The sequence below is a fragment of the Nitrosospira sp. NpAV genome (genome assembly GCF_000832065.1).
In the GTDB taxonomy this organism is placed as follows: domain Bacteria; phylum Pseudomonadota; class Gammaproteobacteria; order Burkholderiales; family Nitrosomonadaceae; genus Nitrosospira.
This window is the reverse complement of sequence record NZ_JXQM01000003.1, coordinates 325,651-344,506: the sequence shown is the minus strand read 5'-3', so window position 1 is coordinate 344,506 and position 18,856 is coordinate 325,651. Positions and strand designations below refer to the sequence as shown.

The 18,856-nt window shown below is 52.5% G+C and carries 17 protein-coding genes; 8 read left to right on the top strand and 9 right to left on the bottom strand.

Going from position 1 to position 18,856, the window contains the following annotated elements:
• The first annotated feature begins 77 nt into the window (after positions 1-77).
• Positions 78-311, top strand: coding sequence for a dodecin family protein (locus SQ11_RS03985; RefSeq protein ID WP_041512815.1), 234 nt, complete (start codon positions 78-80; stop codon positions 309-311).
• A 68-nt stretch (positions 312-379) separates the two neighbouring features.
• Here the strand turns inward: SQ11_RS03985 and clpA are convergent, their stop codons facing one another.
• On the bottom strand, positions 380-2,638 hold the full coding sequence (gene clpA / locus SQ11_RS03980; protein ID WP_041512814.1) for an ATP-dependent Clp protease ATP-binding subunit ClpA: 2,259 nt from the start codon (positions 2,636-2,638) through the stop codon (positions 380-382).
• Between the two features lies 1 nt (position 2,639).
• Positions 2,640-2,948 carry an ATP-dependent Clp protease adapter ClpS gene (gene clpS / locus SQ11_RS03975; RefSeq protein WP_041512813.1) on the bottom strand — a complete coding sequence of 103 codons (309 nt, stop codon included), beginning with the start codon at positions 2,946-2,948 and terminating at the stop codon, positions 2,640-2,642.
• Positions 2,949-3,240: 292 nt separating this feature from the next.
• On the opposite strand from clpS, the gene SQ11_RS03970 reads away from it, so the two are divergent.
• Positions 3,241-3,444: a cold-shock protein gene (locus tag SQ11_RS03970; RefSeq protein WP_004174375.1), complete on the top strand. Its 204-nt coding sequence runs from the start codon at positions 3,241-3,243 to the stop codon at positions 3,442-3,444.
• A 282-nt stretch (positions 3,445-3,726) separates the two neighbouring features.
• Here SQ11_RS03970 and icd read toward each other — a convergent pair whose 3' ends face one another.
• The gene (gene icd, locus SQ11_RS03965) at positions 3,727-4,977 is read right to left on the bottom strand and encodes an NADP-dependent isocitrate dehydrogenase (RefSeq protein ID WP_041512812.1); all 1,251 of its coding nucleotides are present in this window, start codon (positions 4,975-4,977) and stop codon (positions 3,727-3,729) included.
• 323 nt (positions 4,978-5,300) lie between these two features.
• Here icd and SQ11_RS03960 point away from each other — a divergent pair, with 323 nt between their 5' ends.
• The gene (locus tag SQ11_RS03960) at positions 5,301-5,747 is read left to right on the top strand and encodes an NUDIX hydrolase (protein ID WP_041512811.1); all 447 of its coding nucleotides are present in this window, start codon (positions 5,301-5,303) and stop codon (positions 5,745-5,747) included.
• 199 nt (positions 5,748-5,946) lie between these two features.
• Positions 5,947-7,029, top strand: a complete 1,083-nt coding sequence (gene mnmA / locus SQ11_RS03955; protein WP_041512810.1) for a tRNA 2-thiouridine(34) synthase MnmA — start codon at positions 5,947-5,949, stop codon at positions 7,027-7,029.
• Between the two features lie 140 nt (positions 7,030-7,169).
• On the opposite strand, the gene SQ11_RS03950 is transcribed toward mnmA, so the two are convergent.
• A complete protein-coding gene (locus SQ11_RS03950) occupies positions 7,170-7,778 on the bottom strand; it encodes a glutathione S-transferase (protein ID WP_041512809.1) in 609 nt (202 codons plus the stop codon).
• 182 nt (positions 7,779-7,960) lie between these two features.
• On the opposite strand from SQ11_RS03950, the gene purB reads away from it, so the two are divergent.
• The 4 genes from purB to dnaJ all read left to right on the top strand — a co-directional run bounded on the left by purB (position 7,961) and on the right by dnaJ (position 13,356).
• Positions 7,961-9,337, top strand: coding sequence for an adenylosuccinate lyase (gene purB, locus SQ11_RS03945; RefSeq protein WP_041512808.1), 1,377 nt, complete (start codon positions 7,961-7,963; stop codon positions 9,335-9,337).
• A 170-nt stretch (positions 9,338-9,507) separates the two neighbouring features.
• On the top strand, positions 9,508-10,077 hold the full coding sequence (grpE, locus tag SQ11_RS03940; protein ID WP_041512807.1) for a nucleotide exchange factor GrpE: 570 nt from the start codon (positions 9,508-9,510) through the stop codon (positions 10,075-10,077).
• Positions 10,078-10,155: 78 nt separating this feature from the next.
• Entirely contained in the window at positions 10,156-12,096 is a 1,941-nt protein-coding gene (dnaK, locus tag SQ11_RS03935; protein WP_041512806.1) for a molecular chaperone DnaK, read from the top strand.
• Positions 12,097-12,249: 153 nt separating this feature from the next.
• Positions 12,250-13,356: a molecular chaperone DnaJ gene (gene dnaJ, locus SQ11_RS03930; protein WP_041512805.1), complete on the top strand. Its 1,107-nt coding sequence runs from the start codon at positions 12,250-12,252 to the stop codon at positions 13,354-13,356.
• Between the two features lie 143 nt (positions 13,357-13,499).
• On the opposite strand, the gene murI is transcribed toward dnaJ, so the two are convergent.
• The 5 genes from murI to SQ11_RS03905 all read right to left on the bottom strand — a co-directional run bounded on the left by murI (position 13,500) and on the right by SQ11_RS03905 (position 18,851).
• A complete protein-coding gene (murI, locus tag SQ11_RS03925; protein ID WP_041512804.1) occupies positions 13,500-14,300 on the bottom strand; it encodes a glutamate racemase in 801 nt (266 codons plus the stop codon).
• Positions 14,301-14,333: 33 nt separating this feature from the next.
• Positions 14,334-14,894, bottom strand: a complete 561-nt coding sequence (locus SQ11_RS03920; protein ID WP_041512803.1) for an NUDIX domain-containing protein — start codon at positions 14,892-14,894, stop codon at positions 14,334-14,336.
• Between the two features lie 280 nt (positions 14,895-15,174).
• Complete coding sequence (gene phoR / locus SQ11_RS03915; protein ID WP_041512802.1) at positions 15,175-16,491, bottom strand: phosphate regulon sensor histidine kinase PhoR; 1,317 nt, start codon at positions 16,489-16,491, stop codon at positions 15,175-15,177.
• Positions 16,492-16,666: 175 nt separating this feature from the next.
• Entirely contained in the window at positions 16,667-17,377 is a 711-nt protein-coding gene (gene phoB / locus SQ11_RS03910) for a phosphate regulon transcriptional regulator PhoB (RefSeq protein WP_041512801.1), read from the bottom strand.
• Positions 17,378-17,525: 148 nt separating this feature from the next.
• Positions 17,526-18,851, bottom strand: a complete 1,326-nt coding sequence (locus tag SQ11_RS03905; protein ID WP_041512900.1) for a glycerate kinase — start codon at positions 18,849-18,851, stop codon at positions 17,526-17,528.
• Positions 18,852-18,856: the final 5 nt, after the last annotated feature.

Below are 18,856 nucleotides of genomic sequence, written 5' to 3'. Positions count from 1 at the left end.
TCTAAACTGATGGTGTGCCGGATGCATGTGTGTTGCACCTGGGGTGTATCTCGCGCTAACCAACAAGGAGAAACGTCATGGCAGGAGATAGTATTTATCGCATAACGGAAATAGTGGGAACCAGCAAGATATCCTGGGAAGATGCAGCCAAGAATGCCGTCAAGGCCGCGTCAAAAACCCTAAGAGATTTGCGGGTTGCCGAAATAGTAAAGCTTGATATGGTAATTGAGGATGGTAAAGTGACTGCGTATCGCGCCAGAGTGAATCTGTCTTTCAAGTACGAAACCAGCAGTAAAAAAACCGGTAAATAGCTGGACCGGCAATAATCCGGAATAAAAAAGGCGCGGATTACGCGCCTTTTTTATTCCTTGCTTCCTTTTTACAAAGCGATGGTCGCTTCTTCTTCAAACTCAAGTTTCACTTTGCTGTCGGCGTCTATATCTACAGTCACTCTGCCGCCGTTGGCAAGACGTCCGAACAGCAATTCATCCGCCAAGGCGCTGCGTATGGTGTCCTGGATGAGCCGTGCCATGGGGCGGGCGCCCATGAGGGGATCAACGCCATTCCTGGCGAGATACTCTCTTAAGGCATCGGTGAATATCGCCTCCACCTTCTTCTCATGCAACTGCGTTTCAAGTTGCATCAGGAACTTGTCCACTACGCGCAGAATCACGTCCCGGTCCAGAGCAGCGAAGGAAATGATCGCATCCAGCCGGTTGCGGAATTCCGGCGTAAACATGCGCTTGATATCCATCATCTCGTCACCCGCCTGCGTCGACTTGGTGAAGCCTATCGAGGCTTTACTAAGCGATTCGGCACCGGCATTGGTGGTCATGACAATGACCACGTTGCGGAAGTCCGCCTTGCGGCCATTATTGTCCGTCAAAGTACCGTGGTCCATTACTTGCAGCAGAATATTGAAAATATCCGGGTGAGCCTTTTCAATTTCATCCAGCAACAATACCGAGTAGGGCTGCTTGATAATGGCCTCGGTGAGCAGTCCGCCCTGGTCGAACCCCACATATCCAGGCGGCGCGCCAATCAGGCGTGACACCGCATGCCGCTCCATGTATTCAGACATGTCGAAACGATGCAGATGAATGCCTAATGCATAAGCGAGCTGCCGTGCCACCTCGGTTTTGCCGACACCGGTGGGGCCGGAGAAAAGGAACGAACCGACGGGTTTTTGCGGATTACCCAGGCCGCTCCGCGCCATTTTGATGGCCGTCGTCAATGCGTTGATGGCTTTATCTTGACCGAACACGACGGCCTTCAGGTCGCGATCCAGCGTCTTCAGCGTATTGCGGTCATCGCTGGAAACATTTTGCGGCGGAATGCGTGCAATCTTGGCGATGATATCCTCGATTTCATGCTTGCTGATCACTTTGCGCTGCCGTGATTTCGGCAGGATACGCTGTGCCGCGCCGGCCTCATCGATCACGTCTATTGCCTTATCAGGCAGATGACGATCATTGATGAAGCGTGCCGCCAATTCCGCGGCGGTGGTGAGCGCAATGGCGGTATATTTGACGCCATGATGGGCTTCGTAACGAGGTTTCAGGCCCCGCAGAATGGCCACGGTTTCTTCCACGCTCGGCTCATGCACATCGATTTTCTGAAAGCGACGGGATAGAGCGTGATCCTTTTCGAAGATCCCCCGATATTCGCTATAAGTGGTGGCTCCGATGCATTTCAGTTGACCGGTATTAAGTATTGGTTTGAGGAGGTTGGAGGCATCCAGCGTCCCTCCGGAAGCCGCCCCCGCACCGATCAGCGTGTGTATCTCATCAATGAAGAGAATGGCATTGGAACTGTCGAGCAACTGTTTCAGTACCGCTTTCAAGCGTTGCTCGAAATCCCCGCGATATTTGGTACCGGCAAGTAGCGCACCCATATCCAGAGCGTACACTTGGTGGTGTGCAAGCACATCGGGAACGTCATTTTCTATGATCCGGCGTGCCAGTCCCTCGGCGATAGCAGTTTTGCCCACTCCCGCCTCACCTACCAACAAGGGATTGTTCTTGCGGCGGCGGCACAGAGTCTGTATCAGACGCTCCAATTCCTTCTCGCGTCCGATCAACGGATCGATCTTGCCGGCGAGAGCCTGGGTGTTCAGATTCACGGCGTAGCTTTCCAGCGCACCACCCGCCCCCAATTCCTGTTCGGTATCGCCTTCACTTTCGGTTTTGGCGCTACTACCTTGAGGTACTTTGCTAATGCCATGCGAAATATAATTCACCACGTCGAGCCGCGTCACACCCTTCTGGTGCAGAAAATAAACTGCGTGAGAATCCTTCTCGCCGAATATGGCTACCAGTACATTGGCGCCGGTGACTTCCTTCTTTCCTGAAGACTGAACGTGCAGGATCGCGCGCTGGATGACGCGCTGGAAACCGAGGGTAGGTTGGGTGTCCACTTCACCGCTGCCACTCACTGTTGGCGTATTCTCGGTAACATGTTCCGCCAGCAGTCTGCGCAAATCATCGATGTCGACCGAACAAGCACGCAACACTTCGGCGGCGGTGGGATTGTCGAGCATGGCCAGCAACAAATGCTCCACCGTAATGAATTCGTGCCGCTTCTGCCGCGACTCGACAAACGCCATATGTAAACTGACTTCCAGCTCTTGAGCAATCATTTCATGTCTCCTCCATCACGCACCGTAGCGGATGTTGATGCTGCCTTGCAAATGTGACCACCTGCTCAACCTTGGTGATAGCGACATCATTGGGATAAACCCCGCAGACTCCTGCGCCGTCTATATGAACTTTGAGCATAATTTGTGTCGCCTGTTCTCGATTCATGGAAAAAAAAGTCTGCAACACAACCACCACAAAATCCATCGGCGTGAAATCATCATTCAGCAGTATCACTTTAAACATGGGTGGTGGCTTGAGTCTACTCTTTTCAACTTCGAGTACAACATCCCCATGATCTCTGGTTGCCATATCATGATTTCCTATCTTGTTAGCTTATCAGTTAGAGTGCAACTATAACCGAATGTGCTTCTACTAATATATTTGATGATTACACCGAAATATTCAAGTACCTTGAGAAAATTATTCTATTGCAATTCGATAAAATAAGTGTATGACTACTTGACTTGAACAACGGATTTGCGTAAAACGGCTCTTGGCGTTTGGCTTCAAGTTCTCTGCAGTACCGGTTACAGCCGTTTTGCGGTCTTGAAACTCAAACAGTGTTCGGGTTTCCGGCCCGGTTTTTTTATAGGAAGCAATAATGGCAACAGGTACAGTGAAATGGTTCAACGATTCCAAGGGTTTTGGTTTCATTACCCCGGATGATGGTAGCGAGGATTTATTTGCCCATTTCTCCGCAATCAATATGTCCGGGTTCAAAACGCTCAAGGAAGGTCAGAAAGTGAGCTTTGAAGTCACACAGGGTCCAAAGGGCAAACAAGCTTCAAACATTCAGTCTGCCTAGTGATCTCCTGCTGACGCGTAATATCGTGATCAGCTTGTAATTACAGGATTATACAAAACCCCTTGCCAGCTAAAGCGGCAAGGGGTTTTTTTCAACCCGGATAATCCATTAGTATTAGTACGTGAAATGATGGCAACCAGTTTGGCTGGTTGGAGATTCCATAGCGGGTCTGGGGATGCCCGGCAAGCGGCGAAATGGCCGCAAACTGGCCCCCCGCACCTGGGTGGGCGCGCGGAGCCGCTCATGGATTATCCGGGTTGAGACATGGATATGAAGAAAATATCAAGTCATTCTGTCAATCAATGCCTCGCCGAATGCCGAACATGAGACTTTTTGCGCATCGGACATTTGACGGGCAAAGTCATAAGTCACGATTTTATCCTGGATGGTTTTCTCCATTGCATGGACTACCAGATCAGCGGACTCGCCCCAGCCTATGTGCCGCAACATCATTTCCGCCGACAAGATGAGTGATCCCGGATTAACCTGATCCTTGCCGGCATACTTTGGCGCGGTGCCATGAGTTGCCTCGAACATCGCAATCGAGTCACTGAGGTTTGCACCCGGCGCTATGCCGATGCCCCCCACCTGTGCCGCCAACGCATCGGAAATATAATCACCGTTCAGATTCAGTGTGGCAATCACGTCGTATTCCTCCGGGCGCAACAGGATCTGTTGCAGAAAAGCATCCGCGATGACGTCCTTGATGACGATCCCGCCCTTGTCTCCGGGCAATTTCATCCATGGCCCGCCATCCAGCAGGCTTGCTCCGAACTCCCTCGCTGCCAAGGCGTAGCCCCAATTCTTGAATGCGCCTTCGGTAAATTTCATGATGTTGCCCTTGTGCACCAGAGTCACCGAGCGGCGCTTGTTATCTATCGCGTACTGTATTGCCTTACGCACCAAGCGTTCGGTGCCTTCGCTGGATACCGGTTTGATGCCGATGGCCGATGTTTGGGGGAAGCGTATCTTGGTGACACCCATGTCCGTTAATAAAAAATTGATGACCTTTTTCGCATCTTCCGATTCGGCTCCCCATTCAATACCGGCGTAAATATCTTCCGAATTCTCGCGAAAAATCACCATATCGGTTTTTTCCGGATTTTTTAGCGGGCTGGGTACGCCCTGAAAATAGCGCACAGGACGCAGGCACACATAGAGATCAAGTTTCTGGCGCAAGGCCACATTAATGGAACGGATGCCTCCACCGACCGGAGTGGTGAGCGGTCCCTTGATGGAAACCACATAGTCCCGTGCCGCCTCCAACGTCTCATCGGGCAGCCACACGTTTTCGCCGTATACATGGTTCGATTTCTCGCCGGCATAAATTTCCATCCAGGAAATTTTGCGCTTGCCGTCATAAGCCCGGTTCACCGCCGAATCCACCACTTTTTTCATTACTGGCGTAATGTCTATCCCGATCCCATCACCTTCGATGAATGGAATAACGGGGTTATCCGGCACACTCAAAGAGAAATCTGCGTTGACCCGGATTTTTTCGCCTTCCGCCGGCGTCTTGATGTGCTGGTACATGGTATCTCCGATAATTAATGATGAGTGAAAGTTGCGCGAGCAAAAACATGCAAACCGACCATTTTACTCGTGTTTTGGAAGGAAGCGCTAACGTGTATGGTGCAGTTTGAAGCTGTTCGCCTGAAAATCCGCGTCGCCATAGCGAATATAGCAAAGTGGGTGGTGGATTCGGGATCATGCATTCATCCCTGCAAATGGAGCTCCGCTCAGATTTTTTGCTTGCCTTCATCATTATTTCTTTCTGCCGGTCAGTGACGATAGAATGTGGGCTGGGGCGTAAACCCGCTTCGTTTTTTTAACAACATGAAGTTACCCGAGAACTTATGATTTGGAAGCCCAATGTCACGGTGGCGGCAGTCGTCGAGCGAGATGGAAAATACTTGCTGGTCGAGGAGCAAACCAGTAATGGGGTATTGTTCAATCAACCAGCGGGACATCTCGAGCCGGACGAATCCATCATGCAGGGCGCTGTCCGGGAAACTCTGGAGGAAACAGGTTATACTTTCGCCCCGCAATGGGTACTGGGTATTTATCGCTGGCACTCACGTTCCGACAATGTTACCTATCTGCGCTTTGCTTTTGCGGGTTCCGTCACCGACCATGATCCCGGTCGTCCGCTGGATGCGGGAATATTGCGCGCCGGATGGTTTCGCGTTGATGAGATCCGTGAAATGACCGATCGTCATCGCAGTCCGCTGGTGATGAGGTGTATCGAAGATCATTTGGCGGGTAAGCGCTACTCTCTGGATATCCTTACTCATTACGATTAAACCCAGATAATCGATTAGGACGCGAGATGATGGTGAAGCAGGTTGCGAGACAGGTTTGCCGGTTGGGGGAAGTCCATAGCCTGGTCGATGGACGCCGAACAAGTGGCGGAAATGGCCGCAAACCGACTGCCAGCACTCGCGTAGGCCCGGAGAGCCGCCTAATGGATTATCTGGGTTAAACCTGGATTCATCAGAACCAATGAGTAAACAGCGTGTGGTGATTGGTATGTCGGGCGGAGTGGATTCATCCGTCGCGGCGTTGTTGTTAAAACAACAAGGATACGATGTGATCGGCCTCTTCATGAAGAACTGGGAGGATGATGACACCGACGGTTATTGTTCATCCCGGCAGGATTTGATCGATGCCGCCTCGGTGGCGGACGTCATCGGAATTCCTTTGGAAGCGGTGAATTTCTCGGCCGAATACAAGGAACGTGTATTCAGTCAGTTTCTTACCGAATACAAAGCTGGGCGTACACCCAATCCGGATGTGCTGTGTAACGCCGAAATCAAGTTCAAGGCGTTTCTCGACCACGCGCTCGGGCTCGGCGCGGAGCATATTGCTACCGGTCATTATGCGCAAATACGCGAAATAGACGGGTCGTTCCAGTTGCTGAAAGGTGAGGATGGAACAAAGGATCAGAGTTATTTTCTCTATCGCTTGAACCAGCAACAACTCTCCAGAACACTGTTTCCGATTGGCCACCTTTATAAACGCGATGTACGTAAAATCGCCCGGGATCACGGATTGCCGAATTTTTCCAAGAAAGACAGCACCGGAATCTGTTTTATTGGGGAAAGGCCTTTTCGGGAATTTCTCAACCGTTACGTTCCGCACGAACCGGGAGAAATACAAACACCGGACGGTACCCTTTTGGGGAAGCATGTTGGGCTGATGTATTACACCATCGGCCAACGGCAGGGATTGGGCATTGGCGGCATAAGGGACGGCGATGGCGAGCCCTGGTTCGTTTCAGCCAAGGATATGGAGCGGAATATCTTGATTGTGGTACAGGGCCATGATCATCCGGATTTATTCCGCCCCGCGCTCAATGCTATTGACCTGACATGGATAAGCGGCCACGAGCCGCATTGCAACTGGGTTTATGCCGCCAAGACGCGTTATCGTCAACCGGATGCACCTTGTGCGATTGCGCATATCGGGCTGGACCAATGCAAAATTGAATTTGCCCAGCCGCAGTGGGCGGTGACGCCGGGACAGTCAGTGGTCGTTTACGAGAGCAAGGTATGTCTTGGAGGCGGGGTGATTTCGGATGAGTAGTTCGTTTTCAACCCGAATAAGCCATTAGGGGATGCCAGATGATGGCGAGGTGGGTTGCGAGACAGTGGTGCCGGTTGGGAGAAGTCCATGCTTTGGGTGATGGACGCCGGGCAAGATAATCCGGGTTCAACGCCTGCTGCTCATTCCTTTGGCGTCGTTTCCGTAAATGGCGTCCGCTTTTCCAGCCTGCCGAAGAGTTCCGCAAGATTGGGCGATGTATCGCGCCATTCAATTTCCGGAAAACGAAAAGCCAGATATCCCAGCATGCAGCCCAGCGCGATATCGGCCAGGGTGTAGGTATTGCCATCGCACCATTTTTTGTCACCCAAGTCCCGAGCGGCCCCTTCCAGGCCCTGGGTAACCTTCGTCAGTTGGCGCGAGATCCATTCCGCGCTTTGTTCGGTGGCAGGTCGTTTGCGTTCAAGGAATACGGTGGCGGCAGCGTCGCAGATACCGTCCGCCAACGCCTCCCAGCGTTTTACCATAATACGGTGCCGGTTTGATTCGGGAATCAGACGGGATACCGGATTGACGCTGTCAAGGTATTCGACGATCACACGTGAATCGAATAAAGTGGAGCCATCATCCAAGATGAGTATCGGTATTTTTCCAAGAGGATTGTGATTCGGCACATGACTGTCCGCATTCCATGGGCTATCCACCACAAAGTCGTAACCAATGCGCTTTTCCGCCAGAACAATACGCACCTTGCGCACATAAGGGCTCGTAAGTGATCCGATAAGCTTCATGACATCCCTTGGCGGCAATTTTATTCAGGTGCGTATTATATCGGCTTTCCATATCACATGGCGTAGCTGGGACGCTATGTTAAAATGCAGCGGCGGACGGTGAAATTCAAGGGACTCGTCGCGTTTATGTATCATGGTGCTAAACAGAAGGGTGAGTGGCCAACCGCCGCATTCAGGATAATATGAAACAGTCTTTTCTCACCGCACTCTCCCCCCTGGATGGACGCTATCACGGTAAGGTTGCAGATTTGCGACCTTATTTCAGTGAACTTGCGCTGATTCGATACCGCGTTGAGTTGGAAATCGAATGGCTCAAAGCATTAAGCCATGCCCCCGGCATTGCTGAAGTACCGGTTTTTTCCGCCGCTACGATTGCGCAACTCGACAGTCTTGTGGCTGATTTTTCCGAGGCTGACGGAGAAGCTGTCAAACTTATCGAAGCACGTACCAACCATGACGTCAAAGCCGTTGAATACTGGCTCAGGGAGCGTCTGGCGGAGAATACCGAGGTCGCGAGGATTGCGGAATTCATCCATTTTGCCTGCACTTCGGAGGACATTAACAATCTCTCTCATGGATTGATGCTGATGCACAGCCGTGACCGGGTGATGCTTCCAGCATTGGAGAATATCGTTGCCCAACTTATCCGGATGGCACATGAACTGTCTGACCTACCCATGCTTTCCCGCACGCATGGCCAACCCGCCACACCTACAACGACAGGCAAGGAACTTGCCAATGCCGCTCATCGTCTGCGGCGTGGGCGTGAACGGCTTGCCAAGGTGGCTATTCTTGGAAAAATCAATGGTGCAGTGGGTAATTACAATGCCCATCTGGCAGCTTATCCGGATTTTGATTGGGAAAACTTCGCGCGCGATTTTGTAGAGAGGCTGGGTCTGGAATTCAATCCTTATACCACCCAGATTGAACCGCATGATGCCATGACCGAACTGTTTGATGCTTATGCCAGAATCAACACCATATTGCTGGACTTTAACCGTGACGTGTGGGGATATATTTCATTAGGCTACTTCAAGCAGAAGACTCGGGAAGGTGAAGTGGGCTCATCAACCATGCCGCATAAGGTCAATCCGATCGATTTTGAAAATTCGGAAGGTAATCTTGGCATTGCCAATGCGCTGCTACGGCATTTGAGCGAGAAGCTGCCGGTATCCCGGTGGCAGCGCGATTTGACAGACTCCACCGTGCTTCGCAATATGGGTGTGGCATTGGGACATACGTTGCTGGCCTATGATTCTTGCGGCAAAGGTCTGGGCAAGCTGGAGGTCAATCCGGAGTGCCTCATGAAAGACCTGGAGGATGCCTGGGAGGTGTTGGCGGAGCCGATCCAGACGGTAATGCGCCGCCATGGGGTGCACAATTCTTATGAGCAGTTGAAGGAATTGACGCGAGGCAAAGATGGCATCAACAAGGATACCCTGCATAAGTTTATCCAAGGACTTGCCATTCCCGAAGCCGAAAAAAAACGCCTGCGGAAAATGACGCCGCAAAACTATATTGGTAATGCAGCCATACTAGCCCGAAGAATCGAGAATTAGAGAGTTCTGTCTGTTGTCATGCCCCGCTGATTTTACTCCAAGGGTTTTCAAGCTACCCATATTGCGCCGGCATCACCATACAAGCAAGGTTGGCTGTCGGACTGCGATCATGATCTTGAAATTGGAAAAACAATCCCGATATAGCTTAAATTGAAAGGAGAGGAGAGATTATGGCAGATACACAAAAACCCAACCCGGACCAGCCGGAATTGACTATTGCCACGGACCAGGCGAGCGGAGAGGCGAATGAAAACACGATAGCGGAACCCGCGGTGGAAACGATGCCGAGTCTGGAACAATTACTGAAGAAAGCCGAACTCGATGCGCAGGAACATCATGATGCGTGGCTGCGAGCCAAGGCGGATGCCGAAAATATACGGAAGCGTGCCCAGATTGACGTTACCAATGCTCATAAATATGCCATCGAAAATTTCTCCACGGAATTGCTGGCGGTAATGGATAGCCTGGAGGCGGCGCTTGCGGTGGAAAATGCAACGGTTGAGAATTTCAAAAGCGGCATGGAACTGACACTCAAGCAACTTACCACCGTTTTTGAAAGATTCAACGTCAAAGTGATCAATCCGGCGGGTGAGAAATTTGATCCGCATCTGCATCAGGCCATGTGTATGGTGGACTCTAAGCTTGCCCCCAATACGGTCGTGCAAGTAATGCAAAAAGGCTACGTTTTGAATGACAGGGTGATCCGGCCGGCGCTGGTATCGGTTTCGAAGACCAAATAGAAGACTTGAAATTCCGGGCTGAATCCCCATTTCACGCATTAGCGATTATTCTGCACCAACTACTACAAGGATCAAATCATGGCAAAAATTATCGGCATAGATCTCGGTACCACCAACTCATGTGTGGCTGTCATGGAAAATGGCAAGCCAAAGGTGATAGAGAACTCGGAAGGGGCGCGCACTACACCTTCAATCGTCGCCTATACGGAAGAAGGTGAGATTCTGGTGGGCGCTTCCGCCAAGCGTCAGGCGGTCACCAATCCAAAGAATACATTGTTTGCGGTGAAACGGTTGATTGGACGTCGTTTTAACGAGGACATGGTGCAAAGGGACATCAAAATGGTGCCCTACAGTATCATCAAGGCCGACAATAATGATGCCTGGGTAGAGGTGCGCGGCAAAAAAGTCGCGCCGCCGGAAATTTCCGCACAAGTGCTGAAGAAAATGAAAAAGACCGCAGAGGATTATCTGGGTGAAACGGTAAACGAAGCGGTCATCACTGTTCCCGCCTATTTCAACGATTCACAGCGCCAGGCGACCAAGGACGCGGGACGCATCGCCGGACTCGAAGTCAAGCGCATTATCAATGAGCCAACCGCGGCAGCCCTGGCTTTTGGCATGGATAAAAAAGAGGGTGACCGCAAGGTGGCGGTATATGACTTGGGTGGAGGTACGTTCGACATTTCCATTATCGAGATTGCGGAAGTGGAGGGCGAGCACCAGTTTGAAGTGCTGGCCACCAACGGTGATACCTTCCTTGGCGGTGAGGATTTCGACTCGCGCATCATCGAGTATCTTGTGGATGAGTTCAAAAAGGAAAGCGGCATAGACTTGAAAAAAGACATGCTAGCCCTGCAGCGCCTAAAAGATTCGGCGGAAAAGGCCAAAATCGAACTCTCTTCCAGCCAACAGACCGAAGTCAACCTGCCCTATATCACGGCGGATGCATCCGGCCCCAAACATCTGGCAGTGAGGATCACCCGGGCCAAGCTGGAGAGCCTTGTGGAAGAATTGATTGAGCGCACCGTGGAGCCCTGCCGCATCGCTATTAAGGATGCCGGCGTGAAGATTTCCGATATTGAGGATGTCATTCTGGTGGGTGGGCAAACCCGCATGCCCAAAGTGCAGGATAAAGTCAAAGAAATTTTCGGCAAGGAACCTCGTAAGGATGTGAATCCGGACGAAGCGGTTGCCGTGGGTGCAGCCATTCAGGGTGGCGTACTGCAGGGCGAGGTGAAGGACGTGCTGTTGCTGGATGTTACGCCATTGTCGCTGGGTATTGAAACGCTGGGTGGCGTAATGACCAAGCTCATTCAGAAGAACACGACTATCCCGACCAAGGCCCAGCAGGTATTTTCAACCGCCGAGGAAAATCAGACCGCCGTGACCATCCATGTACTGCAGGGTGAGCGGGAGCTGGCGTCCGGCAACAAGAGTCTGGGTCAATTCAATCTGAGCGACATTCCTCCCGCACCGCGCGGTATGCCGCAAATCGAAGTGGCATTCGATATTGACTCGAATGGCATACTCCACGTATCGGCCAAGGATAAGGCCACCGGCAAGGAAAATAAAATCAAGATCCAGGCAAGCTCAGGTCTGTCGGATGACGAGGTACAGCGCATGGTCAAGGATGCCGAAGCGCACGCCGCAGATGACCATAAGGCGCTCGAACTCGTGACCGCCCGCAACCAGTGCGACGCAATGATCCACTCGGTGAAAAAGACGTTGAAAGAACATGGCGACAAACTGGACGGCGAGGAGAAATCCAAGATCGAAGGGGCGCTGAAGGATGCGGAAGAAGCGATGAAATCCGACAGCAAGGACACTATTGAAGCCAAGACCCAGGCCCTGGCCGAGGTTTCGCATAAACTTGCGGAGAAAATGTATTCCCAAGAACAGGCCCAGCAAGCTCAACCTGGTGCGGAATCAGCGCCCCATGGGGGTGGGGGCGGCGGCGAGAAACCTGTGGAGGGTGAAGTGGTAGATGCCGAGTTCGAGGAAGTGAAAAACAAGAAATAAAGAGATACTGTACGTCCAGGCGCAGGGGCCGCGAAGAGAGATGAGCGTAACTCTTCTGCGTTCCCTGCGCTTGGCATTTATCGGAAGAAAGCAGTGCAAGTGAAACATGCCATAACATAGATTTCTGCTCTCTCAATTTTCAAGAAAACCTATATGAGCAAACGCGACTACTATGAAGTGCTGGGCCTTAACCGTGACGCCAGCGAAGATGAAATAAAGAAGGCTTATCGCAAGCTGGCGATGAAGTACCATCCGGATCGTAATCCGGATAACCCGAAATCGGACGAGCATTTCAAGGAAGCCAAGGAAGCCTATGAGATACTTTCCGATCCCCGGAAACGCGCAGCATACGACCAGCATGGTCATGCCGGCGTGGATCCGAGCATGGCTGGCGGCGGAGCTCAAGGATTTGCCGATGCGTTTGGCGATATCTTCGGCGATATCTTCGGCGGACGCGGCGGACACGCTAATGTCTATCGCGGTGCCGATCTGCGCTACAACCTGGAAATCTCGCTCGAACAGGCGGCGCGCGGAACGGAAACCAAGATTCGCATTCCCACCATGGAAGTTTGCGGGGCCTGCCATGGCAATGGCGCTAAGCCCGGCACCTCGCCCACTATGTGTCCGACCTGTAATGGGCATGGCCAGGTAAGAATGCAACAGGGATTTTTCTCCATCCAGCAAACATGCCCCAAATGCCATGGCAGCGGCAAGTTTATTTCGAACCCTTGCGTTACATGCAATGGTGCCGGACGCGTCAAACAACACAAAACGCTGTCGGTAAAGATTCCAGTGGGGGTGGATGAAGGCGATCGCATTCGTTTATCTGGAGAAGGCGAAGCCGGCGTCAACAATGGTCCACCGGGGGATTTGTATGTGGTTATCCATCTATCGCCACATTCCGTTTTCCAACGAGACCATAACGATTTGCATTGCGAAATGCCAATAAGTTTTACCACCGCTGCGCTGGGTGGCGAGATCGAGATCCCGACACTGGATGGCCACGCCAAAATCAAAGTACCGGCGGAAACCCAAAGCGGAAAGATCTTCCGCTTGCGTGGCAAGGGGATCAAAGGGGTGCGCAGCAGTACCCAAGGGGATTTATTGTGCCATGTGGTGGTTGAGACTCCGGTCAAGCTCACCACGCGTCAAAAAGAGCTATTGCAGGAACTGGAAGCGATTACCCAGGGAGATCATTCTCGTCATAGCCCCCGCGCCAAATCCTGGATGGATAAGGTGCGCGAGTTCTTTGCAGAGTAAGGCCTTCCGGTTGCAAGGAAACAGCTCGGATCCGCCAGTCGCGTGATGACCGGCTGCACTTTCCCCCTCTCGTAAATGACGTTTATACGGGAAGGAAATTCGCCAGCCAATTAGAGTTCGTCAGCTGTATGACGTCAGTGAAGTCACCCGAGGGCATGAACCATCACAGGTCTGCCCCATAGCGCTGATATCGTCGTGCGAGCCTGTTCTAGTGGCGCACTGGAGAAGAATCGTTCGTATCCTGCCTGGCTTTGTAGCGAAGTTGTACGATGGAAACCGAGCCGTCGTACGAGTTCACACGCTACTGCATCCGCTGAATCGATTATCGCAACATTCGGGCCAACGATTTCTCCGATGATCTGCCTGAGAAATAAATAGTGAGTGCACCCAAGTACAATCGTATCTGCCCCGGCTTCGAGAAGCGGTGAGATATACCGTAAAAGAAGCGATCGTGTGGTGTCGCTCGTGAGTTCGGTTCGCTCGACTTGTTCAACCAAGCCGGGGCATGACTGCAACAGAATCTGGGCATCATTACCGTAGCGTGCGCAGAGGCGTGCCACATTGGGACTTGCGAGCGTTTGGCTCGTGGCAAGCACGCCGACAACCCCAGACCTTGTACGACCCGATGCCGGCCGGATGGCGGGCTCCATCGCCACTATCGGAACAGGGCACCATGCCCGAAGCTTCTCAATGGCTACGACGGTCACCGTGTTGCAGGCGACAACGATCGCCTTAACGCCGGAGGCAAGCAGAAACTTGGTAATTTCTGTAGCTCTGTCTTCGATAAAGGCGGCATGCCGGTCGCCATATGGCGCATTGCCAGAATCTGCCACGTACGACAAATGCTCTGCCGGAAGTTCGCGCCGAATGCTCAGAAGGACGGATAGGCCTCCAACGCCGGAGTCAAAGACACCTATGGGGGCTTCGTTAGGGGGTATTCTCATGTCAAGTGCAGGCTCGGGGTGGCTGATCGACGGCTACCACTCGCCGCGCAATACTTTCTCTGCCCAGAATAGTCCGGAAACACTTTTATTATCCGTGATTTTCCCCGACTTCACCCATTCCAATGCCGTGGGCAGCGACAGCGTGAATACTTCCAGATGTTCGCCTTCATCAAGGTTCTCGCCTTGAAAGCTGAGTCCTTGGGCAAGATAATAAATTAACTTCTCATCGGAATACCCGATACACGGATGCAAGGTGGTGAGATACCGCCAACTTTCCGCGGTGTAGCCGGTTTCTTCCAGCAGCTCACGTTGCGCGCACGAGGGCGGATCTTCGCCGGGATCGATTTTTCCGGCAGGCAGCTCGAAAAAATCCTGATGCAGCGGATAGCGATGCTGACGCTCCAACACCAGTTCGCCATTGTCGAGCAGCGGAATGATGACGACCGCACCAGGATGGGTGATGTATTCGCGCACTCTCACTTTCCCGTCAGGTAGGCGAGCTTGATCCTGGTAAACGTGCAAAAGGTTCCCATCAAATACTTTCCGACTGCTGACCAATGTTTCGGTGAGATCCAGGGGGGGCGGTTTGGACATGAAGGTAGAGGACTCCAAAAAGTGGATCGTATAAGCGATCCACATTACGCTGAGGAGGAAAAGGAAAGCCAGCTCATCTAAAATGCTATCGTTGCATCGTAGACCGGGAATTATACAGCCCCCTATTGATCCGGCGAACAAACAATATAAGCGCATGCCGGTGGAAGCCGGTATCTAGTGGCGTTCAAAGCATGCCATTGCTGGTTTGGACTGGATTTAGGGTCAAGCCCGAATGACGAGATTCATGGTATTTTCTGGCGGGATCAATAAGTACGGCCACTCACTTGCTTTTGTGCGTTTTTGTTGTCAGCCGCGCTGCAGGGAACCAGGCACTAAAACAGCTACCTTTGCCGGGTTCGCTGACAATTTCCAACTTCGCCTGGTGACAAGTCAGAACATGCTTGACGATGGCAAGTCCCAGGCCAGTGCCACCGGTTTCACGTGAGCGGCCGCGATCCACGCGATAGAAGCGTTCCGTCAGGCGCGGGATATGCTCTGGCTCGATGCCGATGCCACTGTCCTGCACAGAGAAAACGCCTTGTCCGTCACGAATCTGCCAGTTCAATGTGATATTCCCGCCATCGGCGGTGTAGCGTATGGCATTACTGACAAGATTACTGAAAGCACTCCGCAAGTCGTCCATGCTACCCAGCAGCTTCGCTTCGGTATCGAGTTTGAGGCTGATCCGGTGGCGTCCCGTGCTCAGAGATTTCGCTTCATGAGAGAGCTCGCGCAACATTTCGGAGAGGTTGATATTGTCCTCCCGTACCAGATTTTCCGAATCTTCCAGCCGTGACAGCGTCAGCAAGTCTTCTACCAGGCGCTGCATGCGCCGGGTCTGATCGGTCATCAGCGAGAGCGCCAATTTAGTTGTTCCGGCGTCGGAACCGCCGTCTTCCGAGAGTGTTTCAAGGAATCCGCCAATGACTGTCAATGGGGTACGCAACTCATGTGAGACATTGGCGACAAAATCCCGCCGCATGGTATGGACTCTTTCAAGACGAGTAACATCACGGCTGATGAGCAATTTCTGTTTGTCGCCATACGGCACGAACTGTAGGGAGAGAATCAACCCCTGATTCCGGGATTGCTTGATGATCAGCGGTTCGTTGTAATTATGAGCATCCAGGTATTCGGCAAACTGGGTCTGGCGCACTAAATGGGTGATGGGCTGACCGGCATCGAGACTGGCGTCTATGCCCAGATGCTTTTCGGCTACCGGATTGCACCATTCGATACGGTCGATCTCATCCAGAATTATCACGCCTTCCGGCATAGCGGAGGTGGCGCGCCGCAGGCGCTCCAGCGCGGAGCTGAGTTGCTGATGATTTTTGTGCTGTTCACGCATGAGGCGTGCCAGGCGCGCAAACACGTCTCCCCATTTTCCCGAACCATCAGGCAATGGAACAGATGTAGATTCTTCGGTTTGCAGCCATCGGTCCAGGATAATCAAATGCCGCCGGTAATGAATGACCAGCAACAACAGGCCAACGCTACAAATGATCAATGTTGTGACCGCGCCGAGCGTAGCCCAAACTATGCCGGTCACAGCAGCAATAACGATGAATGTGGTAAGGCGCCCCCAGAAACCGGACACGAGTTATTTGGAAGAATGAAATTGACTCATTATATTCCCAGATAATCCATTACGATGCGAGATAATGGCGAAGCAGGCGGATAGACGGTCTTGCCGGTTGAGAGAAGTCCATCGCATGTCTATGGAAGCCGGGCAAAGCGGTGAATAGCCGCATGATGGGATGGACTATCTGCGTTCATATTATCCCCATGCTTGCCGCCGGCCCGGCGGACAGGCGATAGCCCGATCCTCGCACGGTCTGCACCAGCCCATCCTTGCTGACGTTTTCCAGGGCTTTTCGCAATCTGCGGATATGCACGTCCACGGTGCGGTCCTCCACAAATACATGGTCTCCCCATACCTGGTCGAGCAGGTGCGAGCGTGTATGCACCCGTTCGGAGTGGGTCATAAGGAAATGCAGCAAACGAAATTCGGTTGGCCCAAGCACCACTTCTTTATCACCTGCGGTTACGCGATGCGTTGCGGAGTCAAGGCGCAATCCGCCGATCTCAACAAGATCGTCTGCCGCTTCCGGTGCGCGCCGCCGCAGTACCGCTTTGATCCGTGCGAGCAATTCACGCGGCGAAAAAGGCTTGGTGATGTAATCGTCGGCACCAATTTCCAGTCCCGCTACCTTGTCACTTTCCTCGGCACGCGCGGTAAGCATGATAATAGGGATAGTCTTGGTGCGCGTTACACGCCGCAACACCCGTGCGAACTCGACACCGCTCATTCCCGGTAGCATCCAGTCAAGCAACACCAGGTCGGGTAAAGCATCGTTCACTATCTCCATGGCCTGTTCCGCGTTTCTTGCACCAAAAACGACATGCCGGGCTTGCCTCAAACTATACGAGATCAACTCCTGAATCGCGGGTTCATCTTCCACCACCAGTATGGTTGCCGCCATATGTTTTCCTTTATCGGTTATATTCCCTTCGATATTGCGATGATATGTAAGCAATATTGCGGTTTCGTGACATATTGTTGAATCAGGGGGCGACTCCTTCCATCATAATAGTTGAGTTCCACGCAGTCTTAGGGCTCATTTTTGGCTCTTAGTTCTCCAAAACCAGAATTACCCGGTAATCATTGACATTGGTCCGGGTCGGTCCCGTGAGTATCAGATCGTCAAGCAATTCGAAGAAAGTATATGCATCATGGCTGGCAAGCAAGGCTCGCGCGTTGATGCCGATTTGTTCCGCGCGCTGTATCGAATCCGATGCCATGATGGCGCCAGCGTTGTTTTCCGAACCGTCTATGCCGTCGGTATCGCAGGCGAGGGCGTGAATTCCCGCTACTCCATTGAGTTCAACGGCAAGCGACAGCAAGAATTCCGTGTTACGGCCCCCGCGCCCGCCAGGATTCATTCCGATGAGGCCATCCCGTTCACCATCGCCATTTTGCCTTAACGTAACCGTTGTCTCTCCCCCCGAGATTAGCGCCACCGGCGGCTTCCATGGCTGGCCATATCGACGGATATCCTTTACGAGCCCCGCGAAGACTTTGGCCACATCGTGTGCCTCGCCGGTTATGGTCTCACCCAGAATTACGGCGGGAATATCTTGATCATGAAAATATTTTGCCGCTGCCAGCAGCGAATCATGGGCGGTAGCGATCACCCGGTTTTCTACATTTCTGAAAACGGCGTCACCCGGTTTCGGTGTCTCGCCACGCTTGCCCTTTGCGCCTGTCAGCAATATTTCCCACACTGCGGCGGGCGCATTGATCCGGTAGCGTTTGAGTATCTCCAATGCGTCCGGGTAGGTGGAGGGGTCAGGCGCACATGGGCCGGAAGCGACATGTGTTGGATCATCCCCCGTCACGTCCGATATTATCAATGCCAATACCGGGGCACGGCATGAAGCGGCAAGTTTTCCGCCTTGAATAGCGGAGAGATGCTTGCGCACGGTATTGATTTCCTGAATCGAAGCGCCACTGCGCAGCAATCCCCGGGTGACATTTCTGAGGTCATTCAGCGATACGTCCGCCTCCGGCAGTGATAATAGGCTTGAGCCGCCGCCGCTCACCAGGCATAGCAGAAAATCATCCACGCCGAGTTTTTTCACTTCCGACAGGATATCCCGCGCAGCTTCCTCACCCTGTGCGTCCGGAAGCGGATGTCCCGCTTCGATCACCTTGATTCTTTCAAGCGGTAAGCCATGGCCATAACGGGTAAGGACAACACCATTCAGTACCGCATTCTTTGGCCAATGGTTCTCTACCGCCAATGCCATTGCCGCGGCGGCTTTTCCGACCCCGGCAACGAAAGTAGATCCCTTGGGTAACTTTGGTATGGGTACATGCCGCGGTACGATATGCAGCGGGTCAGCGGCAGCGATGGCGGCATTGAAACTATTGAGTAGAAGTTCGCGGGATTCCATTGCGG